Here is a 24,110-nt window from a genome sequence, read left to right on the forward strand (position 1 = left end):
TCCGACCCTCCTTCCCTGAACCCACCGAACGTGGGCCCCTCATAGGGGTCTCATGACAGCCCGCGTAGGGTGCCCCCCGGGTTCTCCCAGGGATCTCCCAAGGATCTCCCAAGGTGTTCGGCGGCGATGTCCGCCGTTCCGCCCGAGCGAACGGGAACGCCCCGATGACCATTTTGATCATCGGGGCGTTCCCGTTCTCGCATCACGCTCTCCCTTACGCCGCTCCGGTACTGCCCTGGCGCCGATCCGGCGTTCCTGACCCGCTTCAAGCGGGCCGTACCTCGTCCCAGGCGAGCGCGAACAATTCGTGCGGCGGACGGTGGACGAGCCCCCTCGCCATAATGAGATCCACGCCACCCTTAGGGGCCTCCAGGGCCGGATACAGGCGTCGTTTGTAAGCCTCCATCACCCACCCGCCCTTATCCGGGGCGCCGATGGCGCGGCACTCGGTGAGTGCCCCGGGGAGGACGGCGGACCGGCCGTGCAACTGCCTCCCCTCCTCTTTCTCCTCCGGACGGGGCAGGACGGCCCCCGCCCCGAGAAGTTCGCGCCCGGCCCGCTCGTGGCGTTCGGCGCCCCACCGGTTCCAGCGGCGGACGAGCCGGTCCGTGGGATCGGTCATGGCGGCCAGCTGGAGGTACAGCGCCGCCGCGTCCGGGCTCACCGACAGCTCGGCCCCCACCACCTCGACCAGTTCCGGGGCGCTGAAGGCCGGATTGGCCTCGTACTCGCCGTCCGGGACGGGGGAGGAGGCCGCGCGCTCGGCCAGCCGCTCGAGATCGTCCGCGAACGCCAGCTCGAGCAGGGCCTCCCACCGGGCGAAGTCCGGATCGGTGGAGGCCAGGGCCGTACGCGCGGCGGTGGAGCCCCCCGCGCGCAGCGCCGCCGGACGGAAGAGCACCTGCGGCGCCGGGTCCGCGGCCTGGGGGTAGGGGACGGCGATGAACACCCCGTCGTCATGGACCTCCCCGCCCACCACCGGGAGCCGGGAGGCGGGGCCGAACAGCTCCTCCGGCTTCGGCGGGGCGCCGCCGCCCCTGGAGTCGTGCGGCGTGCCACGCCAGCGCCGCGTGGCCGCGATCACCACATCGGGATGCTCCAGCCGCTCGCGCAGCAGCCGCAGCAGCTCCGGCAGGCGGCGCAGTGCCGGGTGCCCGATCGGCAGCCGCGTCGCCGCCCAGGCGACCAGCTGGACCTGCTCCAGCTCCGCGGTGATCGCGGTGGGCACGAGCTCGGGCCTGTTCTGGAAGCGGTTCCAGCGGAAGGTGTGTCCGCCGTCCGTGGTGAGGACCGCGGCCCGATCGGGGCGTCCCAGGGTGGCGAGCTTCGCGTCCACATGCGGGGCGCCGGGCCGGTGCGTGTAAAGGAAGCCCATCAGGTCGTACGTCGCCGCCGGGGAGAAGGCCGCCGGGCCAGGGTCGGGCCCATGCCAGGCGGCGGCGACCCGGGCGGCCGCGCCGTTCCAGCCGTCCTTGCGCCACCACGACGCGGGATCGGGCGGCGGCACAGCGGCGGCGAGCCGGAGCCGCTGCGGCCCGTCGAGCACCGCCAGCCTGCCCTGCGCGTCCGGCTCCTCGGAGGCCCTGAGCTTGAGGATCTTGCGGCGCTCGCCGGACAGCCCGCCCGCCGCTCCCGGGAACCCGGCGAGGATCAGCGTCGCGTCGGCCCGTGTGAGAGTCCAGATCCGATCCGGATGGTCGGGCGCCAGCTCGCCGGCCAGCTCACCGGCCGCCTCTTGCACCGGCTTCCCCCAGGTCAGCGGGCCGCGCCGGGCGAGCGTACGGGTGAACGCCCCGATCCGTTCGGGAGTGGCCCAGCCGGGGTCGATGTCGCGCAGGACACCGATCCGGCCGTGCAGTGGATCGGGCTTCCCGGCGCGCGGGGTGGGCCGGACGAACCACACAGCGTCGCCCGCGGCTCCGAGCGCGGTGCCGCTGCGGCCCTGATCGCCCCGGTAGAGCAGGACCGCCTCGCCCACCTCCTCGGGAAGCCCCGTGCCCGTCAGCGTGCCGTGCTTCAGCGTGCCGTACTGCCAGCCCCGCTCCGGCTCGGCGATGAAGGGCATCCCGGCCCAGACACCGAGGAAGTCGGCGAGGGCCCGGCGTTCCTCGTCCGAGGTCGCGGGAGAGACCGCGCGCACGGCGATGGCGCCCACGTGCTCGATCAGCAGCGCCCAGTGGACGCCCGGCACGGGGACGGGGGCCGCGCTCTCGCCGCGCAGGCGGGCGGCCGCGGCGCGCATGGAACGCAGCGTTCCCAGGCGACCGGAGGGCGCCCCGTCCAAGCACACGCCGAAGTCCTGGAGCGCCCTGCGCAGCACCGGGTCGGCCGGACTCCCCACTGCGTCGGCCAGGTCAGGGAAGACCTCGGCGACGACGGGGGCCAGCGCCGGGAACTCCAGCAGCTGCTCGCGGGCGAACGGCGCGGGCGGCGGCTGGTTGCGGGGCGGCGGGGCCGGCTCGGGCGCGCCGTCGAACGCCGCCACCTCCGCCTTGAGCAGCTCCCGGAAGCGCGGATCGGCGGCCACGTGCTCCAGCGGCCGCCGCCGGTCCTCGCCGGTGCGGTACCAGGCGGTCAGCGAGATCGCCCGTACCGGCGCGGCCAGCGGCACCCCGTGCTCGCAGAGCACGTCGAGCGCGTTGAGGTCGGTCCACTCGCCGCCCTCGATGGCGACCCCCTCGCCCTCCTCCACCAGGACGGGCGCGAGGAAGTCCAGTAGCCGCTGCCGGACCTTCGCGCTCCAGGCGCCCCACTCGCGGCCGTAGGTCTCGTTCACCCAGCGCGTGGCCGACGAACCGGGCCACAGCACGCCGCCGCGCAGCCGCCCGGCCACCTCGGCGTCGGCCAGCAGCGGCTCCAGCAGGCCGTGCCAGGCGAGGATCTCCAGCTGGGAACGGAACCCGAACAGCAGCCGCAGGCACCAGTCGTCGGTCCGCGCCAGGTGCACGAAGGCCTTGCGCTTGCCCTTGAACGCCACGTCCGGCAACTCGTACAGGCTTCCCTGCCGCTTGATGATGTCGCCCAGGTCGCGGGCGTCCTGCTCCACGCCGTCGCGCCCGGCCGCCACGGCGAACTCCCGCAGCGTCCTGAACCGCGGCGCGCCGGTCATCCTGTGCAGGGCGATCTCCCGGAACGCCTCGTGCGCCGCCTCGGGGTCCTCGCGCGCGGCCAGGTCGCGGCAGAACTCCTCGCCGTCCACCATGCCCACCCGGACCAGGGCGTGCCACAGCCCGGCATCCTTCCGCAGTCGGTCGGCCGGCGGAACCGCCAGCGCCCGGCAGCGGCGGGCCAGGTCGGCCCCCGGAGAGGCCGGCACTCCCGGCTGCCCGAACACCGTGGCCGCCTCCAGCCAGAACGCGGGCGCGTGCGAGGCGGGAAGAGCGCCGCCCGACGCGTGCCGCCGCAGCTTCTCGAACGCCGTCTGCGGGCTCCCGGCGGCCGCGCGGCGCGCCTCGTTCAGCACCTTCAGACCCGCGAGGGCGGCGCCGGACGCGTCCGGATCGTGCACCAGGGCCCACGCGGGGTAGCCCAGCAGCGGGTGCCGGGCGGCGGCCAGGAGGGCGGGCCCGACCTCCGGCGGCGGGCAGCCCAGGGCGCTCGCCAGCAGGTCGGCGCCGGCCGCCTCGGTGTCGGCCAGCAGACGGACCACCGGCCGTTCGCCGAGCGCGGGATGCCGGTGGACGCGGGTGCGCACCGCCTGCTCGCCGGGGTGACCGGGGGCGTCCAGAGCGTTCGCAGTGGCGGGACCCACGGGCGCGAGGGCGTTGCGGAGTTGCCAGTCGCGCACCCAGTCGAACTGAGCGGCCAGCAGCGTTTCGTGGGGCCGCCACGGGAAGCCGTCGCTGTCGAGCTGCACCTGCCACAGCCGCAGCCCGTGCTCGTCGGCGACGCGCCCGGCAGCCTCGGGGTCGGGGATGTCCTGGTGGTGGGCGAAGACCAGGTGCTCGTCGGCGATCCGCCGGGTGCCCCCCTCCAGGGTCAGGATCTCGGTGTGCGCCCCGGGCGCCTCGCCGACCGCGACGAGCAGGCCGGCCACGGTGACGGGGGAGCCGTGCACGCCGTCGCGACGGGTGCCGACGATCGTGCCGCGCAGGACCTGGCGCCAGGCCGGATCGGGCCACAGGCGGCGCAGCACGCGGACGGGGACGGCGGCCGAGTGCGCGATCCAGCGGCGGGCCGTGCGGCGGCACGCCAGCTCGTGCTCGGCGAGCCAGGCGGCGATGTCCTCCGGGAGGTCGTCGGGCCCGTCTCCGGGCAGTTCTGGGGAGCTGTGCATGCCGCACATCCTGGCCCCGGCCTCCGACGAAACGGGACCCTTCAGGGCGATCGCAGGGTGAGGGACATGTCACGGAACGGTGCCGCCTCCGGAAGGGTCGAACCCCCAGGGTCTTCCATGATCACAACCTTCGCCGGGGGCGAACCGTCCGCGATCGATTCCGTACCGGTTCGGTCACGGATGTCGTGAATGTCATCGCGGGGTGCCTAGGGTCCTGGGTCCGTTCCCAAGCCAAGTGAGGTGTCGCCGGTGGATCGGCGGAACTGCCCCGGCTGCTGGAATGTGATCGGGGATCGGGGCCCCGCGTGCAGGACGTGCGGGCTGCCGCTGGCGGGAGCGCCGACCGAGGAACTGTGGCGCGTCCAGGCAGAGATCATCGAGATAGACGCCGCGGTGCGCGGCCTGGCGGCGCGGCGCGTTGAACTGGACGAGCACCGCATCCGGCTGCTGACGCTGTTGCGGCAGCAGCAGCATGCGCCGCCCGTCCCCGCCACGGCCGAGACAGCCGCCGCCGGGGTTCCTGCCGGGAGCCTTCAGGAAACAGCCGCCACCGAACCCCGCGCCGAACCCCGCGCCGAGGCGGGCGCCAGGGGCACGGCCGCCGTCCAGGGAGATCCGCCTGCACCGGTCGGCGCCGCCGAGCCGGGGGCTCGCGGACATGCCGTCGGGCGTGCAGAGGCCCCGCGCGGGCCCAGGCGCGACCTATCCCGGTATGCGGTGCAGAATCTTCTGCTGCTCCTGGGCGGCCTGATGCTCGGCATAGCGGCGGTCGTCTTCACGGTGGTGAGCTGGGGGCACCTGAGCATCCGTGCGGCGATCCTGGCCACCATCACGGTGGGCACCCTCTCCTTTCCCTGGCTGCTCGTACGGCGGCGACTGCATTCCACGGCCGAGACCGTCGCCTACATCGGATTGGTGTTCCTTCCCCTGACGGGCGTGGCCGTCGCCAACGCGGTCGCAGGTCGTTCAACGGCTCCCGAAGAGCTGGACCTGCCCGGCTCGGACGACACCGGCTTCTGGGCCGCCGCAGTGGGTTCGGCCGTACTGGCGTTGCTCTGGGCGGGTTACGCGCGGATCGCACCGCTCCGGCTGCCCGCCCCCACCGCGCTCGCGCTCGCCCAGGTGCCGTTGCCGTTGGGGGCGGTCGCCCTGGGGCCCACGCCGACCGGTCTTGCGCTGGCCCTGGTTCTTACGGCGGCGTTCGACGTGCTCGTCTGGACGCGGGCCTCCCGCACGCCCGAGCGGGCCGTCGCCGCCGTCGCCGGGCTCGGGACGGGGGCGGCCGGGACCGCCACCGCACTGGCGGAGTCCTTCCAGGTCGCCTCTCTGGACGAGGCGTTGCGGGCTTCCGGCGTGCTCGTCCTGGCCGCGCTCGTCACGGCCGCCTGCGGCTGGTTTCTGAAGGACGAGGTGTGGCGCGGCGTCGCGTCGGGTCTGTCCGGCGTCTGTGCCGTGGCGGCTTGTGCGACTCCTGCGAAAGAGGTGCTTCCTGGCGAATGGTCGGTGGCTGCATACGCGATGTCCGCGTGCCTGGTCCTGGTGGGGAGCGCTTGGACGCCCCAACGGCTGCGACTGGGAGCGGGCGCGGCTGGGGTGGCCGCTCTCGCGCTGACCGTCGTGTGGGTGATGCCGGAGGTACTGGTCACGGCCGTCGCGCCCCTCTCCGGGAACGTCGACGCCGCCATCTGGAACACCGAAGGGCCTCGCGCGGCCCTTGGAACCGGGCTCGATCAGATGGCGGAGACGGGAACGCCCGCGTCGCCGCTCGTGCTGGTGGCCGCGTCCATCGTCGCCCTGATCCTGCCCAAGCATCTGCTTGACATCGTCGCCGATGCGGTACCGCGGGCCGTGTTGCGGGTTGTGACGCGTGGCGTCGCTCTGGTGCTCGCCGCCTCGGCCGTTCTGGTCCTTCCCGCGGCCACGGGCATGCCCTACGCCGCGTCGGTCGCCGTGGTGCTGGCGCTGACCGTCGTGCTGCTCGCCATCGCCTCCTTGTCCAGGGACGTGGCGTTCGCGTCCGTGGCCACGGCCCTCGGTGTGCACTCCGCTGCGCTCGCGTTCATGTGGCCCGCGGGGGACGACTCCCTGTGGCCGGTGGCGGCGGTCGTCGTGGCGGTGGCCTTCCTCGCCTTGGCGGGCCCGGCGCGTACGACGGTCGCGCAGGTTGCGATGGGGGCAGGGACGGTCCTGGGCGGCGGAGCCCTCCTCATCGCGCTCTGGAACACCTCTTCCTGGTCCCTGCAACTCCTCCCCTTCGCGCTCTTGGGCGTACGGCTCATCGCCTTGGCCGTCGCACTGCCGACAGGAGACCCGCCGCGCGCGCTTGCGCGAGCCGTGGTGGACTCCCGCCGGACGGTCCGCACGGTTCTGCTCGGTGCGGGGTTCGCTGTCGTCCGCGTCGTCCCGCCCGGGGCGGCGCTACGAGCGAACCGTCCCGCCCAAGCGGTGGCCCTCGACATCGCCTCCGCGGTGCTCTCCCTGGTCGCGGTGGGAATCGGCGTCGCCTGGCTGCCGTCAGAGGGGATCGGGTCGACCTGGGCGGGGGTCCTCGGCCTCACCCTGGCCGTCACGGCGCTCCTCGGCGCGGCCACGGCATGGTCGCTGCGGCGCGTCGGGCTGCCGTCGTCCGGGGCGATCGGAGAGTCCTACCTCTTCGCACTCCTGGCGCCACTGCCGCTGAGCGACGCGTTCTTCCCCGCGCTCTTCGGGCCGTACGGATGGCTCGCCAAGACGTGGACCGGCACGACGGAGAGCGCGCGGGGCGCCCTGACACCGGAAGCGGCCTGGACCGTACGGCCCATGCTCATGCCGATCCTGGTGCTGGCGGCCATCGCGGCAGTGTGCGCGGCCGGGGTCCACCGGGGCCGCTGGGCCGCACTTGGGGTCGCCCAGGTGGCGGTCCCGGTCGCGCTCGCCCCCGTGCCGTTGGCCGCCGACCTTCCCTACTGGGCTGCGCTGGCCTTCCTCGTCGCACTCACTGCGGCGCTCGCCCTGTGGGCGGCCATGAACCGTACCGCCGCGGGAGGAGCGGCCCTCTGGACGGCCACGCTCGCCGTCTCCTGGTCACTGGCCGACCAGACCGCGACGCTTGCGGTGCTCGCCGCCCTGGCCCTGGCAGGCGTGGTGTGCGCGCTGCGCGGCGGGAACTCGCCCGTCGCGTCCGCCGCATCGGCCGTCACGACGCTGGCCGTGGGCGCGGAGGGCGCCGCGGCGGCGCTGGCCGGGGATCTGCCCGCGCGGTACGCCGCGTTCGTGGTCCTGGCGACAGCGGCACTCGCGGTGCGGGCTGGGGCGCTCATCGGGGAACACCGCCCCCGGCTCGCACACGCCCTCAACGCGGGGGCGCTCGCGCTCTGGGGCGGCGCCCTCGGCATGACCGGGGGCCACGTCCACCAGGTCACACTCGTCCTGGGGCTAGGCGGCCTGACCGCGGTGATGGCGGCCGCGCGGCTGCACGGCCAAGCGCGCTTGGCCGTGCTCATCTTCGCCTGGGTCATCTCAGGGCTCGCCCTGCTGCTGCATCTGCCGCGCTTGTTCTTGTCACTCCTCGCGCCCTACGCATGGGTGGGCCGGGCATGGTCCGAGGACCTCGGCTCTTTCCGGGAATCGCCTCTTCTCAACGACCTCGGGGTGAGCGTGCCACCGGCCGCCGCGGCGGCCGCAGGACTCGCCGCCGTGACGGCCATAGCGAGCGCCCGCCTCCTGGACGGGCCGCGCGGCGCCTACAGGGCGGCCGTACTCGGCGTGCCCCCGGCCGTGCTCGTACTGCCCTGGACCGCCGACCTCCCCCACGGAGCCGGGCTGGCCATGGTGTGCGCACTGGTCGCGGCACTCGCCGTACGGACGGCCCTTTCCCGCACCATGGACTGGTTCGCGGGCGGCATGGCCCTATGGCTGACCACGCTCGCCGTCGCGTGGTCGCTGCCGATGACCGCTCCGACGCTCGCCGTCGCGGGAGGCGTCGCCGCGCTCGCGACCGGCTGCGCTGTGGCCGCGCGTCACGAAGCGATGCGCTGCGCGTCGTCCGCGACCGCCGTCCTGGCCGCTGCGGGGCTCGTGGCCACCGGCGTGCTCGCGGGCGGCTTCCGCGTCGAACTCGCAGGGCTCGCGGTGCTCGCGGCCGTGGCGGCGCCGTCCGCGTTCGGCGCATGGGAGATCGGCCACCGCCACCGCACGGCGGGGGCGGCCGTGGAGTTCGCGGGCTATGCCGTAGCCGCCGTCGGCGTGGGCCTGGCGTGCGCCAGCGTCCCGTACGCCTGCCTGGCGTTGACCCTTGCGGGAGCCCTCGCCCTGGGCGTCGCCACCCGCGCTGACCGTCGCCTCCCCGGCCTGGGAGCGGGGGCGGTACTGCTGCACCTGGCGCTGTGGCTGCTCCTCGGCGACACCGCGGTCACCGCGCCGGAGGCGTACACGACTTCGGTGAGCCTCCTGCTGCTTCTCGGCGGCCGATGGCTGCGGCGCCGCGACGACACGCTCTCCTCCTGGACCGCCTATGGGCCCGCCCTGGCGCTCACACTCCTCCCCAGTCTCGTCGCGGCCTGGAACGAGGACGGCCTCATACGCCCGCTGCTGCTGGGACTGACCGCGTTCGCCGTGACCCTCGCCGGCGCCTGGACCCGCCTCCAAGCCCTGCTGCTGCTCGGCGGGGCGGTGCTCGTGGTGAACGCGGCACACGAACTCTTCCCGGCCCTGGCAGACCTCGTCGGAAACGGCCCGCGCTGGCTGCCGATCGCCCTGACCGGCGCCGCCCTCCTCTTCACCGGCGCCACCTACGAGCACCGCCTGCGCGACATCCGCCGCGTCCGCAGATCCATCGCCGGAATGCGCTGAGCAGCCCGGACAAACCGGACTCGCCCGGCCGTGCGACGTCCGTGCGCGGAGGCCGCCGCCGCGGGGCGGTGCGAAAACCGTCCGACCCCGTCGCTATGGTTACCGAGAGTTGTTGATCGATTGCTCTGGGGCATCAGTTGCTGGTGTTGTTGGCGGTCCACTGCGCGGCCGCGATGCTGGCCCCGCCGCTGGTGCGGCGGGTCGGCCGCAACGCCTTCCTGCTGCTCGCCCCGGTGCCCGCGGCCGCCGCCGTCTGGGCCCTCCCGCCCTGGCTGCACGGCGCCGCCCCCCGTGCCGAGACCCTCCCCTGGATCCCCGCCCTGCAGCTCGACCTCGCCCTGCGCGCCGACCCGCTCGCCTGGATGATGGCCCTCATCGTCGGAGGCGTCGGCGCGCTCATTGTCGCCTACTGCGCCCGCTACTTCACCGGCTCCGAGCCCGGCCTGCCCGCCTTCGCGGGGGAGTTCATCGCCTTCGCCGCCGTGATGCTCGGCCTGGTCCTGGCCGACGACCTGATCCTGCTCTACGTGTTCTGGGAGCTGACCACGGTCTTCTCCTACCTGCTCATCGGCTACGACGCCGAGCGCTCGACCGCGCGCAGGGCCGCCACCCAGGCCATCGTCATCACCACCTCCGGCGGGCTGGCGATGCTGGTCGGCCTGCTGATCCTGGGCGGCACCGCGGGCACCTACCGGCTCTCGGAGCTCCTGGAGCGTCCCCCCCGAGGGCACCGCCGTGTCGGTCGCGCTGGTGCTCGTCCTCGCCGGGGCGCTGTCGAAGTCGGCGATCGTCCCGTTCGGGCTGTGGCTGCCCGCCGCGATGGCCGCGCCCACCCCGGTCAGCGCCCTGCTGCACGCCGCGGCCATGGTCAAGGCCGGGGTCTACCTGGTGGCCCGGCTCTCGCCCGCGTTCTCCGGCGCTGCGGTGTGGAGACCGGCCGTGCTCGTCCTCGGCACCGCCGCGATGGTGCTGGCCGGATGGCGGGCGCTGCGCGAGACCGACCTCAAGCTGCTGCTCGCCTACGGCACGGTCAGCCAGCTCGGGTTCATGACCGTCCTGCTGGGGGAGGGCGGGCGCGTCGCCGCGCTGGCCGGGTTCACCATCCTGCTGGCGCACGCGCTGTTCAAGGCCGCGCTGTTCCTGGTCGTCGGCATCATCGACCGCTGCACCGGCACCCGCGACCTGCGCGAGCTGAACGGGCTGGCGCGCACGGCCCCGTGGCTGTGCGCCGTGGCGATCGCCGCCGCGGCCTCGATGGCCGGAATCCCGGCCACGCTCGGCTTCGCCGGCAAGGAGGCCGCCTACGAGGCGTTCATCGGCGGACGGCCCGTGCTGCTCGGATTCCTCGTCCTCGGCTCGGCCTTCACCGCCGCCTACAGCCTGCGCTTCGTGTGGGGAGCCTTCGCCGGTGTCGGGGAGCCGACGCCCGCCACGAGGCCCGGACCGCTCTTCCTCCTTCCCCCGGCGCTGCTCGCGGCGGGCGGGGTGGTGCTGGGCCTGCTGGCGTCCTTGATGGACGCCCCGCTCTCCCGCGAGGCCGCCCCGTTCCCGGGCGGCCCCTACGACTACCACCTCGCCCCCTGGCACGGCCTCGGCGAGGCGCTGCAGCTCACCGCGCTGTCACTGGGCGTCGGCGCGCTCCTGTTCCTCGCCGGACGATCCGTCGCACGGCTCCAGCGGCAACTCACCCTCTTCGAGCCCGAGACCGTCTACCGCCGGGCCATGCAGGGCCTGAACGACTTCGCCCTCCAGGTGACCGGCTTCGTGCAGCGGGGGTCGCTGCCCGGATACCTGGTGGTCATCCTCCTCACCGCGGTGTCGCTCACCGGCGTCGTCCTGCTCGTCGAGAGCCCCTGGCCGACCCCGGCGGCCTGGCACCTCTGGGACGGCCTGCCGCAGGTCGCCGCCGCCGTCCTCACCGTCGCCGCGGCGGCCGCGGCCGTACGGGCCCGCGCCCGCGCCCAGACGGTGGTGATCGCGGGAGCCTCCGGCTACGGCGTCGCCGTCCTGTTCGCACTGCAGGGCGCGCCCGACCTGGCCCTCACCCAGATCCTGATGGAGACCGCCAGCCTGATCGTCTTCGTCCTGGTGCTGCGCGGGCTGCCCGAGGACTTCCCGCGCACCGCGCCGTCGTTCCGGCGCCGCCTGCACGTGACCGTCGGCGCCCTCACCGGCCTGCTCGCCGCCACCGTCACGTTGCTGGCCGTCCAGGCCCGCGACGCCCCGCCCATCTCCACCGGTTACCCGGACGCGGCGCTCGACGCCGGCGGCACGAACGTCGTCGCGATGGTCCTGGTCGACATCCGCGCCTGGGACACCCTCGGGGAGAGCGCCGTGGTCGCGCTCGCCGCGCTCGGCGTCACCAGCATGATCTACGCCCGCCGCCGGGTGGCGCCGCCGCCGCGCGCGGCCGACGCCGGTGCCGGCACGGCGATGTGGGCTGTGCCCGGCATGTCCTCGCTGGGCCGCGACGGCCCGTCCCCGCCCACCGGGCCCGGCGAGAGGCGCTGGCTGGCCGCGGGCCGCACCCTCGCCGCAGAACGCCGCCTCATCGTCATGGAGGTGGTGGCGCGGATCACCTTCCACACCGTGCTGCTGTTCTCGCTGTACCTGCTGTTCACCGCGCACTCGGCGCCCGGCGGCGGTTTCGTCGGCGGCATCGTCGCCGGGCTGGCGCTGGCCATCCGCTACCTGGCCGGCGGCCCGTTCGAACTCGCCGAGGCCGCGCCGGTCAAGGTGGGCCTGCTCCTGGGCCTGGGCGTGACGATCACCTCCGGCACCGCGTTCGGCGGCCTCGTCTGGGGCGACGCCATCCTGGAGAGCGCCGCCTGGGACCTCCACCTCCCGCTGCTCGGCCACCTCCACGTGACGACCTCGCTGCTGTTCGACGTGGGCGTCTACCTGATCGTCCTCGGCCTCATCCTCGACATCCTCAACGCCCTGGGTGCCGAGGTCGACCGGCAGGCCGCCGCATGACCGCCTCGATCACCCTGGCCACCACCGGTGGCCTCCTCATCGCCATCGGAGTCTCGCTGCTCCTGGAGCGCAGCCTGACCCGGCTTCTGGTCGGCTTCCTGATGCTCGGCAACGGCGTCAACCTGCTCATCCTGACCACGGGCGGCCCCGCCGGACGCGCCCCCATCCTGGACGACGGAGCGTCCGCGCACCGGCCCATGGCCGACCCGCTGCCCCAGGCCATGATCCTCACCGCGATCGTGATCGCGCTCGGCTCCGCCGCGTTCGTCCTGGCCATCGCCTACCGCGACGGCCGTCTGAGCGGCGACGACGAGGTCCGCGACGACACCGAGGACCGCCGCGTGACCCGCGGCCGCCACGATCTGCGCGTCCAGGTCCGAGCCCAGCGCCGCGAGTTCCGCGAATGGCGCCGCCGCCGCCGCGCCGAGGTCCGCCAGGCCCGCGCCGAACTGCGCGAGGGCATCCACGCCGAACGCCAACGCCGAGCCCTCGACGACCCCGCCGACCCCGACCCATCCACCTCGAACCCATCACCCCCCAACCCCACCCCGCCCAACCCCACCCCGCCCAACCCCACCCCGCCCAGCAACACCCCGCCCAGCAACACCCCGCCCAGCAACACCCCGCCCAGCAACACCCCACCCACTGACCCCACGTCCGCCGACCCAGCGCCCGGCAAGCAAACATCCGGCGATCAAACGTCCACTGACCCCACGTCCACTGACCCCACGTCCGCCGACCAAACGTCCGGGGAGCAAACGTCGGGCGACCGAGCGCTCGGGGAGCAAACGTCGGGCGACCGAGCGCCCGGGGACCAAACGTCGGGCGACCGAGCGCCCGGGGACCAAACGTCGGGCGACCGAGCGCCCGGGGACCAAACGTCCGGGGACCGAACGCCCGGGGAGCAAACGTCGGGCGATCAAATGTCGGGTGACCCAACGTCGGGCGACCAGACGTCCGCTGGTCAAGCGTCCGGGGACCAAACGGTTGTTGGTCCCACGCCTGCCGAGCGCACGCCTGCTGAGCCTGCGGCTGATGACGCCGCGTCTGCTGACCGGACGCCTGGGGGTGGCTTGCTCGGGGGTGATGCGGATTCGGCTGAGCCGTCGGCCGCGGAGGACGGCGGGGACGATGAGGGCTCGCCGGGGGGTGGTCGGTGAACCAGCTGGTGCCGCTCCCCGTGCTGCTTCCGCTGCTGGCGGCGGGCGTCAAGATCGTGCTCGGGCCGAGCCGTCCCATGCTGCAGCGCGCGATCAGCGTGACGGTGCTCGCGATCGTGCTGGGGATCGCGGTCGCGCTGCTGGTGGCCGCCGACCGCTCCGGGCCGTTGACCGTGCAGCTCGGCGGGCGGCCCGCGCCGATCGGGATCACGATGGTCGCCGACCGCCTCTCGGCGCTGATGCTCGTGGTGTCGGCGGCCGTCACCCTCGCCGTCATGGTGTACGCGATCGGGCAGGACATGGCCGAGCGGGGACCGATCACGCCGCTGTCGGTGTTCCATCCCACCTACCTGCTCCTGGCCGCGGGAGTGGCCGACGCGTTCCTGGCCGGCGACCTGTTCAACCTGTTCGTCGGCTTCGAGATCATGCTGATGGCGAGCTACGTCCTGATCACCCTGGGCGGGACGGCCGCGCGGATCAGGGCCGGGACCATCTACATCGTCGTGGCGCTGCTGTCGTCGATGCTGTTCCTCACCGCGATCGCCGTGCTGTACGCGGCGACCGGCACGGTCAACCTCGCCCAGCTGGCGGTGCGGATCGCCCCCCTGCCGGACGGTGTGGCGCTGCTCGCCGAGCTGATGCTGCTCACCGCGTTCGGCATCAAGGCCGCCGTGTTCCCGCTCTCGATGTGGCTGCCCGACTCCTACCCGACCGCGCCCGCGCCCGTCACGGCGGTGTTCGCCGGACTGCTCACCAAGATCGGCGTGTACGGCGTGATCCGGGCCGAGACGCTGCTGTTCCCCGGCGACACCCTGCGCACCACACTGCTGGTCGCCGGGCTGCTCAGCATGCTGGTCGGGGTCCTGGGCGCGATGGTGCAGGTCGACCTCAAACGGCTGCTGTCGTTCACGCTGGTCGGCCATATCGGCTACATGATCTTCGGGGTGGGGCTGGGATCGGTGATCGCATTGGCCGCCACCGTCTTCTACGCCCTGCACCACATCACCATCCAGACCACGCTGTTCCTGGTCAGCGGGCTGATCGAGAGGCGCGGTGGGAGCACCTCGATGCGCTCCCTGGGCGGGATGGCCCGCACCGCCCCTTTCGTTGGGATCCTGTTCTTCGTCGCCGCGATGAATCTCGGCGGCATCCCGCCCATGTCCGGCTTCCTCGGCAAGCTGGGGCTGCTGCAGGCGGGCCTGCGGGACGGCGGCGTCCTCCCGCTGATCCTGGTCGCCGCGGCGGTCGTGACCAGCCTGCTCACCCTGTACGCCCTGGTCAAAGTGTGGAACCAGGTGTTCTGGAGGGCGCCCTCGACGGCCGTCCGGCCCGAGTCCGACGAGACCGAGGAGGAGCCGGAGATGCCCACGACCGTCCGGCTGCCGGCCGCCATGGTCGGCGCCACCGTCGCGCTCGCCGTCCTCAGCCTCGCCTACACCGTCGGCGGCGGGCCGCTGTTCGCACTGACCGACCGTGCCGCCGCCGAGCTCGCCGAGCCCGGCGACTACGTGCGCGCCGTCGCACCGGAAGGAGCACCGTGAACGATCTCCCGCCCTTGAGCGTCCGGGTCGGCCGCCGGGTGATCCAGTTCCCGCTGGTCATCTGGCTCACCGTGATCTGGCTGCTGATGGGCGACCGGTTCTCGATCGCCAACGCCCTGTCGGGGCTGCTCCTCGCGATCGGGCTGGTCGTGGTGTTCCCGCTGCCGCCGATCGACCCCGGCCTGCGCTTCCACCCCTGGGGCTTCGCCTGCTTCGCCACCCGTTTCGGGCTGGACCTGCTGCGCAGCGCGGGGCCGCTGACCTGGCAGGCGTTCGGCACGGCCGAACGCGGCATCGTCAACTCGGTGCTCGGCGTGACCCTGCGGACCCGGTCCGACCTGATCCTGACGGTCACGGCCATCGCACTGTCCGCCGTGCCCGGCACCCTCGTGCTCGACGTGCGACGCGAGACGTCCACCCTGTTCCTGCACGTCCTCGGCGGCTCCGACGAACGCGCCGTGGCCAAGGCGCGATCCGACGTGCTGGCCCTGGAACGCCGCGTCGTACGGGCCTTCGGCACCCGCGCCGACCGCCGCGCCGTGGAGGTCTCGTGAGCATCGTCATCGCCCTCGCCACGGGCGCCCTGTTCCTGGCGGCGGTCTGCACCCTGGCCCGGCTGATCCGCGGCCCGTCCATGCTCGACCGGGCGGTGGCCCTCGACGTGCTGGTCGCCATCACGATGTCCGCACTCGGCGTGCACGCCATCGCCGTCGGCGATTCGTGGGCGCTGCCGACGCTCCTGGCCCTGTCCCTGGTCGGCTTCGTCGGCTCGGTGTCGATCGCCCGCTTCCTGGTTCTGCGGGAGCAGCCCGAGGGGAGTGACACGTGACCGTCGTGACGGCGATCTTCCTTCTGGCCGGGGCGGGCAGCACGCTCGGTGCTGCGCTGGGCATGCTGCGCCTTCCCGACCTCCTGACCCGCATGCACGCCGCCTCCAAGCCGCAGGCGGTGGGCCTGCTGCTGGTGCTGGCCGCCCTCTGCGTCCAGTTCCCCACCAGCGCGGTGATCACCACGGTGCTCCTCGTCGCGCTCCTGCAGATCATGACCGTTCCGGTCGCCGCCCACATCATCGGCCGCGCCGCGTACCGCACCGGCCGCTTCCGTCCCGAACACCTCCACGTCGACGAACTCGCCGAAGCCCTCGAAGAGCGGCCCCCGCCCCCCTGAGCTGGGAGGCGTCCAGCGAGCCGCGAGTTCGGTGTGTGCTGTTCTCGTGGGGCGGTTCGTACGGGGGTGGGGGAAGTTGTCGAGGGGCGTGTAGCGGTTGGGCGGGGGTGGCGATTACACATGCCGCACCACCCCGTCTAGTCGAGGAGCCGGACGACATGCGTTGGATCTCCGCAGGGCTGACCGCTGCGCTCGCGTTCGCCGGGGGCGTTGGGCTCGCCCCGGGCGCGGCCGCGGCCGAGTGCAAGGCGGTCAGTGTCATCTCCGCGCGCGGAACGACCGAACCCCAGAGCGGAAGCTGGCTGCAGAAGCCGATCGGGGACCGGATCCTGGCCGAGGTCCCCGACGGCGAGTTCACCGAACTGACCTACCCGGCCGACTTCTCCGGTGGGAGTCCCGGCACCGGCGTCACCAACCTCGTGAACCTCCTGAACGCTGAGGCGCAGCAGTGTCCCGGGCAGAAGTACGTGCTGATGGGGTACTCGCAGGGGGCCATCGTCACCGGCGACGCGCTGGTTCCGCCGGACAGGCGGCGTGCCGGGAAGGAGGCCGGGGAGATCTCCGCCGCCGCCGGAGGGAGGATCGCGGCGGTGCTGCTGTACGGCGACCCGGGATTCACGGCAGGCGAGCCGTTCAACGTCGGTGACTTCGACCCCGCCGAACAGGCCGCGGCGCCTCGTGTCAAAGGGGTGTTCGATGTGTATGCGAGCCGCATCCAGAATTACTGCGTCAAGGACGACTTCGCCTGCCAGGGAACGACCGGTAATTTCCTCGCCCACCTCGGCTATTTCTTCAACGGAATGCCCGTGGACGGGGCCGCGTTCGCCGTTCAGAAGGTCAAGGGGTGATCAGCGCCTTTCTCAGGGCCCGGCGGTCGGCCGGATCGCGAGTGTCCTCGTCGAACCAGCGTGCGATGCGGCGCTCCCCTGACGGGGGTTGGAGCAGGATCTCGGGGCCGATGAGGTCGATGACCTCCTCGAACGCGTCGCCGTGATCGATCAGGGTCCAGCCCGTCCAGGTCCGGGCCGCCGTGCGCGGGTCGTGCGGGGCGTCGAGCGACCACCAGTCGAGCCGTCGGGTGGTGGCATCGATGTACACGCCGTTGCGCGGGACGGATTCGAGCGCCGCGAAGGGAACCGACTCTTCCTGCGGCACGAGCATGATCTCCGGTCCGGCGAGCAGCGGTCCCTCCATCCCGTCGCACCACAGGCCGGAGAAGGAGAGGCGCCCCGAGGCGTCCCGCACTGCGACCAGGGTGAGGGCGACGCAGGAGAGGTCGTCGTCCTCGGCTGGTGGCAGCGCCCATTGGACGCGCTGCGGCCGGGGCGGTTCGTCCAGGTAGAGGACGGTGTCGTAGGGGAGTCCCAGGTAATCCATCACCTCGAACAGTTCCCGCGCGGCCCAGGTGACCGTCCAGCGGGGCCACAGGGCGTGGGCGACGCGGAGCCAGGCACGGATTTCGAGGACGGAGGTATCTCGCTGCGGGCCCGCCACGTCCTGCCCGGAATGGACGAGCATCCGGCGCCGCCGGAGGTCGAGCAGTGCCACGCCTTCCCACCAGACGGAATTCATCCACGAGGCGGAAGTGCCGCCGGACTGGCTCCGGATGAAATCGATGGTCCGATCCGGACCCCACATCACGTCGTGGAACAAGGTGTGCGCGCCCCGCCGGCGCCACCAGACACCGAGCTCCTTGCCGTCCACGATGACGTAATGCGCATGACCGCCGCCCATGCCGACACGTTAACCGCCCGCGGGGCCGGGGCGGACGGCGCGGTGTCTGGGACTCTTCCCAGCTAAGGGCGTTACCATCTGCCCGGTCCCCGCGGGACGATTCCATGCTGACACGGGATCGGCGCCGCGTAACCCCCGCGTCGGCATACGGGCGAGGAAACCGAACGCGATTCGTCACACCCGGCATGGGTTTTGGCCGGGGTCGGCAAGATCGGTCTCCTTCCCGCCCCGCCCGCCTAACTTGTGGGGTAAGGATCGGTGTAGGCGTGAGGGGGAGATGGTGGCGGAGGAGCCGGCCGACCTGAGGACGGGGAGGCCGCACCCGGCCCGCATCTACGACTACCTGCTGGGAGGCAAGGAGAACTATCCGGCGGACCGCCTGGCCGCCGAGGAGATCGGCCGGGGCTGGGCGGGCCTGCGCGACTCGATGCGGGCGAACCGGCGGTTCATGCGGCGGGTGGTCCGGCATCTGGCGGTGGAGGAGGGGATCCGGCAGTTCCTGGACGTCGGGACGGGCCTGCCGACACCGCCCAACCTCCACGAGGTCGCGCAGGGCGCCGCCCCCGAGTCGCGGGTCGTGTACGTCGACAACGACCCGGTCGTGCTGGTGCACGCGCGGGCGCTGCTGACCTCGGGCCGTCCGGAGGGCAGGGTCGCCTGCCTGGACGCCGACGTCCGCGACCCGGAGGCCATCCTGTCCGCCCCCGAACTGCGGGACACGCTGGATCTCGACCGGCCGGTCGCGCTGAGCCTGATCGCGATCCTGCAGTACGTCGTGGACGACGGCGTCGCCAAGAGGGTGATCGACCGGCTGATGGAGCCGCTGCCCGCGGGGAGCGTGCTGGCGCTGTCGGCGGTGACCGCCGACAGCGCCCCCGAGCAGGTCGCGAGGGGCGTGGCGGCCTTCAGCACGTGCGGCATCCCGCTCAAGGCGCGCAACAAGGCGGAGGTGGAGGGCCTCTTCGACGGTCTGGACCTGCTTCCGCCCGGTGTCGTGCTGGTCCACCACTGGCGTCCGGACGACGACGCCGCCGTGGAGTCGGACGCGCACGTCCACCTGTACGGGGGCGTCGCCCGGAAGGTCTAGGCCGTGGCTCAGAGTCCCGCCTTACCGGGCCTTGCCGTGGTGCGATGCCGGAGGCGAGCGTCACCGGCCAGATCGCGGAGCGATGCCGCGCTCGCCAAGACCCGGTGAGGGGCGAGCCGCCAGGCGAGCGCCGTGCCGTAGGCCGGGGCTGTGCCTAGCCGTCGACCGTCCAGGTGATCCCGTAGGGCGCCAGAGCGTCCAGGAAACCGGCCGGGTCGAGGACCTCGGCGGGGGTGCGCCCCCCGGCGGGACCGTTCATGCGGAGGGTTCCCAGGGCGGCGATGACGCCGGTGGTGCCGTAGGTGTCGGGCCCTTGGGCGCTGGCTCGGGCACGGCGGCCGTTCTGGGCGACCGCCTGGACGACGATCGTCCAGTGGTCGCCGCGCCGCTCCTCGTCCGAGGGCCCCTCGGGCATGGCGGCGATGGCCTCCTCGGAGACGGTGGTGGCGAACAACTCGGCCAGACCGGCCTCGGCGAATCCCTGGACGCGCGTCACGTCCAGGTGGCGCGGCACGGTGACGACCTCCTGGAGGGCGAACCTGATCACGGGTGTGCCGGGCCTCCCGGGGAAGTCGATGGCGGTGAGGCGGGGCTCGGCGTCGCCGCGCCATTCGCCCTTCTCGTAGGCGAGCCCGCCCGTTCTCAGGACGTCGGCGGTGCCGGACAGGGAGCGCAGCGAGCCGCGCGACATGCCGCTCGCGCCCGTGACGAGGTGCCCGGCGAGGACCTCCTCAAGAGGGCCGCCGCCGAGGTGTTCGGCGAGGATCCGGGCGAGGAGGTCGCCGGGGACGCCGCCGTCGGTCATCGCGGGGGTGACCCTGACGCCGGCGCGTTCGGCGTCCGCCGCGCACGCGTCGTAGACCTCCTTGACGTGGAACTGCTCGCCGGAGGTGTCGGTGTAGTGACAGCCGGCGGCGACGGCGGCGCGCGCGACGGCCGCGCCCTGCGGGGTGAACGGCCCCGCGCAGTTGATGACCGCGTCCGCGTCCCGGAACGCGGCGACAAGAGCGTCGTGGTCGGCGCTGTCGGCGACGCGGGTGGCTGTGACCGTGCCGGTGCCGTTCCGGGACGCGGCGGCGGCCGCCGCCTCGAGCCGTCCGGCATTGCGGCCGGCGAGGACGATCTCGGTGTCGTGGCGGGCGAGTTCGGCGAGGACGAGCCGGCCCTGGTAGCCGTGCCCGCCATAGATGACGATCTTCATGGCTCGAATCTAGGGCGGCCGATGAAGATGCTGAATAATCCAGACGCTTCTGTAGATACTCGATCGTCTTCGGTTACTATCGTTCGCGTATGGATGTGCTCAGCGACGTGATCGCCTCCGTGCGCACCGGCCGGCCGCACTCGTCGCGCACCGCGGAGCGGGCCCCGTGGGGCGCGTGGTTCCACGCCTCGTCGGCCGCCGGGTTCCACGTGATGCTGGCCGGGTCGAGCTGGCTGCTCCCGGAGGAGGGCGAGCCGGTCCGGCTGGGCGTGGGGGACGTGGTCTTCGCCGCCCGAGGCTCCGCGCACGGGCTGGCCGACAGCCCGTCGACGCCGCTGACGGCCTCCGAGCCGATCGTGCTGAACGAGATCAGGCCCACCGATCCGGAGGCGGAGGCGCACGCCTCGGCGGTGATGCTGTGCGGCGCGTACCGCATGGACGGCACCCGGTCGCACCCGCTGCTGGACGAGCTGCCGCCGATCATCCACCTGCCGGCCCGGCTCGGCCGCGGCGCCCCGCTGCGCGGGGCGATCGACCTGCTGGCCGCCGAGATGGAACGCCCCGGGCCGGGAACCGACGCCGTCGTGCCCGCGCTGCTCGACACGCTCCTGCTGTTCATCCTGCGCGCCTGGTACGAGGAGCAGCCGCGAACGGGCTGGGCCGGGGTGCTGGGCGATCCGGAGATCAGCGCGGCGCTGCGGGCCCTGCACGACGACCCCGCCCGCCCGTGGACGGTCGAGGAGCTGGGCCGGGCGGCGGGGCTGTCGAGGGCCGCGTTCGCCCGCCGCTTCACCGCGCTGGTCGGGCGGCCGCCGCTGGCGTACCTCACCTGGTGGCGCCTCACGACGGCGGCGCGGCTGCTGCGCGACGGCGACGCGCCGCTGGCGGCGGTCGCCGGGCAGGTGGGGTACGGCTCGGAGTACGCCTTCGCCAACGCGTTCAAGCGCGAGTACGGGATCGCGCCGGGCCGCTACCGCACCGCGCCCACGAGCATCGTCGAAAGCGCGCCGTCCCCGATGTCCCGGTCGGATTCGGAGCGCTCCGTTTCGTAGCGCTTCGGGCGGGCGCAAGGGCGCTGCGGGTACCGGGCACCATCGACATCCTGGAGCTCCGCCGCTACGGGGTCGGCATGGTCCGGCTGCGGGAGGCGGTGCCTCGCCGCGCCGTGGCCGAGCGCCCGCTGTCAAGGTCTCGGGTCTCGGGGCTTTGACGGTGAGGTGAGCAGATCGATGACGGGGGCGAAGCGTTCCATGGCGCGGTCGGGGACGACGTAGTAGGTGAAGCCGTAGCGTTCGCGGCGGGCGGTCATCTGCTCGGCGATGTGCTCGGGCGGGCCGACGAACTGTGACGGCATGTCCAGCACCAGGTCGGTGGACGAGGCGCCCCACCCGCGCAGCACGGCAGTGCGCGCGGCGGCGGCGCGCGGGTCGGGGCCGAACGTCGGCGACACCAGCATGCTGAGCTCGACGCCGTCCCGTCCGGCCTCCTGCGCGGCCCGCCGGACGTGGTCGACCTTGCGCGCGATGGTGTCCGGCATCCGTTCGGAGATCTCTTCGGAGATGGTGCCGTCGGGCAGGGCGCGGGGGAGGATGCCCGCGATGTCGGCGTGCCGTCCGGCGATGCCCAGCATCCGGCCGGCGCCGGCGCCGACGAGCAGTGGCGGCGCCTGTGCCGGGCGCGGGAAGACCGCCAGGTCGCGCACGCTGTAGTGCTCCCCGGAGAACGTGGTCTTCTCGCCGCGCAGCAGGCCCCGGAGGATCCGCAGCGACTCCTCCAGGCGGCCGACCCGCACACCGGCCGGGTCGAACGGCATCCCCGCCCGCTCGTACTCCTCGCGCAGCCAGCCCGCCCCGATGCCCAGTTCGAAGCGCCCGCCCGACACGTGGTCGAGGGTGGCGGCCTCCTTGGCGAGCATGACCGGGTGCCGGTGGTCGTTGGCGAGGACGAGCGTCCCGACCCGGAGAGCGCGGGTGGCCAGGGCGGCGGCGGTGAGCGCGATCATCGGGGCGAGCTGGTCGCCGAACGGCTCGGTCAGGTGGTGGTCCCGCAGCGTCAGCGTCGCGTAGCCCAGCTCCTCCGCGCGGACCGCCAGGCGGGTCACCTCCTGAGCCGTACGGGCCGACTCGGCCACCACGCCGAAGCGGAACGGCCGCGCGGCCCGGTCCTTCCATGCACTCATGCGTTCAGCCTCGCGGGACGCGCCCCGCCCGCGCTGGCGGGAATCCGACATCAGGTTCCGCGGGCGTCAGGCAAACTTGACGTCAGGTTGTCTTGACGGAACGATGGGGACATGTCGCCCGATGACCTGGACACCGCCCTGACCCTGCGCACCGCGCTCGCCCGCTACGAGGACCTGCGCACCCGCGACCTGTTCGAGGAGGACGACGACCACGAGCCGCTCAGCCGCGCCGAGGCCCTGGAGATGATCGCCCTGGGGGAAGTGATCGCCCGCAAGGCGCGCTACGGCCGCCAGCTCGCGGTCCGCACCGCGCGTGAGCGGGGCGCCTCGTGGTCGCAGATCGGCCGGGCCCTGGGCACCAGCAAGCAGACCGCCTGGGAGACCCACAACCGGTGGATCGAGCAGCAGGCCGAGCAGCGGCGCGACCGCGGCCACTGGGGCCTCGACGAGGCCGAGGCGGTGCGCGAGCGCGACCTGGCCGGCCGACGCCCCGAGGACGGCGAGTGACCGTGCGGCCCTTCCGGCATCCGCAGTACACCACGGTGATCGACGGTGCGAACGTCCACCTGCTGCACGTCCGTTCTCCCGAGCCGGACGCCTTTCCCCTGGTCTGACGCACGGGTGGCCGGGGTCCGTGGTGGAGTTCCTGGACGTCATCGGGCCGCTCACCGATCCGCGCTCGCACGGCGGCGATCCCGCGGAACTTCCACCTCGTCCTGCCGCACATCCCCGGGTACGGGCTGTCGGGCCCCACCCCGGGCACGGGATGGGACGTCGGCCGCATCGCGCGCGCCTGGGCCGAGCTGATGCGCCGTCTCGGCTACACCCGGTGCGGAGCGCAGGGCGGCGACTGGGGGCACGCCATCACGCGCAGGCTCGCGGCCGTGGACGGTGACCGCGTGGCCGCGATCCACCTCAACACGCTGTTCACTCCATCGTGCACTGGAGCGAGCTGCCGTGCGGCGGGTATTTCGCCGCCCTGGAGTGCCCGGACCTCTTCACCGCCGACGTTCGGGAGTTCTTCCGGCCCTTCCGCCGGGGATAGCCGGCCGCCGGGACGGCCCTCGCCTGCGCGGCGTCCCGCAGGGCGGGCGTCAGCCGGTGCCGATGCCGGCCGTGCGGTACTCCTCGTACAGGGAGAACAGCTCGCTCACCGGTACCGGCCTGCGGTCGGCCGCGGCGATCTCGTCCGCGCCGTCCAGCGTGGGGAGCGGCGGGTAGAAGCTCATGCCCTGGTCGTGGCGGAGGGCGGCGACGTCGTCCTGCCAGCCGGGCCAGCGGAGCGTCCAGTAGAAGTCGGTGAGGTTGCCCAGGATGAGGAAGCGCAGCCACATGCTGTGGCCGAAGACCCGCTGGGGCGTCTCCAGCAGCTTCCACTCCAGGTTCTCGGGCTGGAAGTAGCACAGCTGGCCGGGCTCGCCGGGACGCCCGTCGCGGGCGGGGTCGGAGCCGTTGATCTCGAACCGGCCGCCGAGGACGTCGTACCCGACCAGCAGCGCGGGCGCCGGGCCGCGGCGCTCGGCGAGGGCGGGGTTGGCCTCGGCCAGGCTCGGCAGGCCCAGCTCCGGCGAGCCGCCGCCCAGCACCCGCACCCAGCCGTGGTCGACCAGCACGCCGCCGGTGTGCAGGGCCAGCGCGCCCAGGAACGACCCGGCGCTGACCTGGATCCCGTGCAGCGCCTTCTCGCCGGCCTCGGGGGCGACGGGCAGGATCTCGGCCGTCTGGTGCCCGTCCGCGCGGCCCAGCAGCTCCCGCAGCTCGGGCCAGGCGGGATCGGCGACGTCCTTGAGCTCGGCGATCGAGCGGAGATCACTCACGGGTCGTGCGTCCTCCCATCGGTACGGGCCGGTGCGGGCGGCCGGGCTCCGGGGCTCCGCGCTCCGGGGCGTTCACGGGTAATTCGGGCGATCTTGCCAGATCACCGGGGGCGCGCGAGCGGGAACCCCGGAACTCGGCGGC

The 24,110-nt window shown here is 73.3% G+C and carries 18 protein-coding genes and 1 pseudogene; 13 read left to right on the plus strand and 6 right to left on the minus strand.

Annotated elements, in window-relative coordinates; genetic code table 11:
- Nucleotides 1–265: 265 nt before the first annotated feature.
- Nucleotides 266–4,276 carry a hypothetical protein gene (locus tag ACZ466_RS42145; RefSeq protein WP_378291149.1) on the minus strand — a complete coding sequence of 1,337 codons (4,011 nt, stop codon included), beginning with the start codon at nucleotides 4,274–4,276 and terminating at the stop codon, nucleotides 266–268.
- 249 nt (nucleotides 4,277–4,525) lie between these two features.
- Here ACZ466_RS42145 and ACZ466_RS42150 point away from each other — a divergent pair, with 249 nt between their 5' ends.
- Nucleotides 4,526–9,106 (plus strand): SCO7613 C-terminal domain-containing membrane protein, encoded by a 4,581-nt coding sequence (locus tag ACZ466_RS42150; protein ID WP_378291147.1) that lies wholly within the window; start codon nucleotides 4,526–4,528, stop codon nucleotides 9,104–9,106.
- A 133-nt stretch (nucleotides 9,107–9,239) separates the two neighbouring features.
- Here ACZ466_RS42150 and ACZ466_RS42155 read toward each other — a convergent pair whose 3' ends face one another.
- Nucleotides 9,240–9,482, minus strand: a complete 243-nt coding sequence (locus ACZ466_RS42155) for a hypothetical protein (RefSeq protein ID WP_464041896.1) — start codon at nucleotides 9,480–9,482, stop codon at nucleotides 9,240–9,242.
- Here ACZ466_RS42155 and ACZ466_RS42160 point away from each other — a divergent pair.
- The 8 genes and pseudogenes from ACZ466_RS42160 to ACZ466_RS42195 all read left to right on the plus strand — a co-directional run.
- Nucleotides 9,472–9,759, plus strand: a pseudogene (locus ACZ466_RS42160) (proton-conducting transporter transmembrane domain-containing protein); the annotation flags it as partial. The gene ACZ466_RS42155 and the pseudogene ACZ466_RS42160 overlap by 11 nt on opposite strands.
- Nucleotides 9,760–9,841: 82 nt before the next feature.
- Nucleotides 9,842–12,082 carry a hydrogen gas-evolving membrane-bound hydrogenase subunit E gene (gene mbhE / locus ACZ466_RS42165; RefSeq protein ID WP_464041897.1) on the plus strand — a complete coding sequence of 747 codons (2,241 nt, stop codon included), beginning with the start codon at nucleotides 9,842–9,844 and terminating at the stop codon, nucleotides 12,080–12,082.
- A complete protein-coding gene (locus tag ACZ466_RS42170; protein ID WP_464044045.1) occupies nucleotides 12,079–13,242 on the plus strand; it encodes a Na(+)/H(+) antiporter subunit C in 1,164 nt (387 codons plus the stop codon). Before mbhE ends, ACZ466_RS42170 begins: the two co-directional genes overlap by 4 nt.
- Nucleotides 13,239–14,783 carry a Na+/H+ antiporter subunit D gene (locus ACZ466_RS42175; RefSeq protein WP_378293137.1) on the plus strand — a complete coding sequence of 515 codons (1,545 nt, stop codon included), beginning with the start codon at nucleotides 13,239–13,241 and terminating at the stop codon, nucleotides 14,781–14,783. Before ACZ466_RS42170 ends, ACZ466_RS42175 begins: the two co-directional genes overlap by 4 nt.
- Nucleotides 14,780–15,337, plus strand: coding sequence for a Na+/H+ antiporter subunit E (locus ACZ466_RS42180; RefSeq protein ID WP_378293135.1), 558 nt, complete (start codon nucleotides 14,780–14,782; stop codon nucleotides 15,335–15,337). Before ACZ466_RS42175 ends, ACZ466_RS42180 begins: the two co-directional genes overlap by 4 nt.
- The gene (locus tag ACZ466_RS42185; protein ID WP_378293133.1) at nucleotides 15,334–15,612 is read left to right on the plus strand and encodes a monovalent cation/H+ antiporter complex subunit F; all 279 of its coding nucleotides are present in this window, start codon (nucleotides 15,334–15,336) and stop codon (nucleotides 15,610–15,612) included. The genes ACZ466_RS42180 and ACZ466_RS42185 overlap by 4 nt, the downstream gene beginning before the upstream one ends.
- Nucleotides 15,609–15,950 carry a monovalent cation/H(+) antiporter subunit G gene (gene mnhG, locus ACZ466_RS42190; protein WP_378293131.1) on the plus strand — a complete coding sequence of 114 codons (342 nt, stop codon included), beginning with the start codon at nucleotides 15,609–15,611 and terminating at the stop codon, nucleotides 15,948–15,950. The genes ACZ466_RS42185 and mnhG overlap by 4 nt, the downstream gene beginning before the upstream one ends.
- 158 nt (nucleotides 15,951–16,108) lie before the next feature.
- Nucleotides 16,109–16,798 carry a cutinase family protein gene (locus ACZ466_RS42195; RefSeq protein WP_378293129.1) on the plus strand — a complete coding sequence of 230 codons (690 nt, stop codon included), beginning with the start codon at nucleotides 16,109–16,111 and terminating at the stop codon, nucleotides 16,796–16,798.
- Here ACZ466_RS42195 and ACZ466_RS42200 read toward each other — a convergent pair.
- Nucleotides 16,788–17,684, minus strand: a complete 897-nt coding sequence (locus tag ACZ466_RS42200; RefSeq protein ID WP_378293127.1) for a hypothetical protein — start codon at nucleotides 17,682–17,684, stop codon at nucleotides 16,788–16,790. The two genes, ACZ466_RS42195 and ACZ466_RS42200, sit on opposite strands and share 11 nt — an antisense overlap.
- A gap of 277 nt (nucleotides 17,685–17,961) precedes the next feature.
- Here ACZ466_RS42200 and ACZ466_RS42205 point away from each other — a divergent pair, with 277 nt between their 5' ends.
- Complete coding sequence (locus ACZ466_RS42205; protein WP_378293125.1) at nucleotides 17,962–18,771, plus strand: SAM-dependent methyltransferase; 810 nt, start codon at nucleotides 17,962–17,964, stop codon at nucleotides 18,769–18,771.
- Nucleotides 18,772–18,925: 154 nt separating this feature from the next.
- Here ACZ466_RS42205 and ACZ466_RS42210 read toward each other — a convergent pair whose 3' ends face one another.
- Complete coding sequence (locus tag ACZ466_RS42210; protein ID WP_378293123.1) at nucleotides 18,926–19,972, minus strand: saccharopine dehydrogenase NADP-binding domain-containing protein; 1,047 nt, start codon at nucleotides 19,970–19,972, stop codon at nucleotides 18,926–18,928.
- An 89-nt stretch (nucleotides 19,973–20,061) separates the two neighbouring features.
- On the opposite strand from ACZ466_RS42210, the gene ACZ466_RS42215 reads away from it, so the two are divergent.
- Entirely contained in the window at nucleotides 20,062–21,024 is a 963-nt protein-coding gene (locus ACZ466_RS42215; RefSeq protein ID WP_378293121.1) for an AraC family transcriptional regulator, read from the plus strand.
- A 131-nt stretch (nucleotides 21,025–21,155) separates the two neighbouring features.
- Here ACZ466_RS42215 and ACZ466_RS42220 read toward each other — a convergent pair whose 3' ends face one another.
- Entirely contained in the window at nucleotides 21,156–22,151 is a 996-nt protein-coding gene (locus ACZ466_RS42220; RefSeq protein WP_378293119.1) for a TIGR03621 family F420-dependent LLM class oxidoreductase, read from the minus strand.
- A gap of 111 nt (nucleotides 22,152–22,262) precedes the next feature.
- Between ACZ466_RS42220 and ACZ466_RS42225 the strand changes: the two genes are divergently transcribed.
- Entirely contained in the window at nucleotides 22,263–22,658 is a 396-nt protein-coding gene (locus tag ACZ466_RS42225; RefSeq protein WP_378293117.1) for a hypothetical protein, read from the plus strand.
- Nucleotides 22,655–22,765 (plus strand): epoxide hydrolase N-terminal domain-containing protein, encoded by a 111-nt coding sequence (locus ACZ466_RS42230; protein WP_378293115.1) that lies wholly within the window; start codon nucleotides 22,655–22,657, stop codon nucleotides 22,763–22,765. The genes ACZ466_RS42225 and ACZ466_RS42230 overlap by 4 nt, the downstream gene beginning before the upstream one ends.
- A 480-nt stretch (nucleotides 22,766–23,245) precedes the next feature.
- On the opposite strand, the gene ACZ466_RS42235 is transcribed toward ACZ466_RS42230, so the two are convergent.
- Entirely contained in the window at nucleotides 23,246–23,968 is a 723-nt protein-coding gene (locus ACZ466_RS42235) for a DUF2625 family protein (protein ID WP_378293113.1), read from the minus strand.
- Nucleotides 23,969–24,110: the final 142 nt, after the last annotated feature.

It is taken from the genome of Actinomadura rugatobispora, assembly GCF_055379765.1.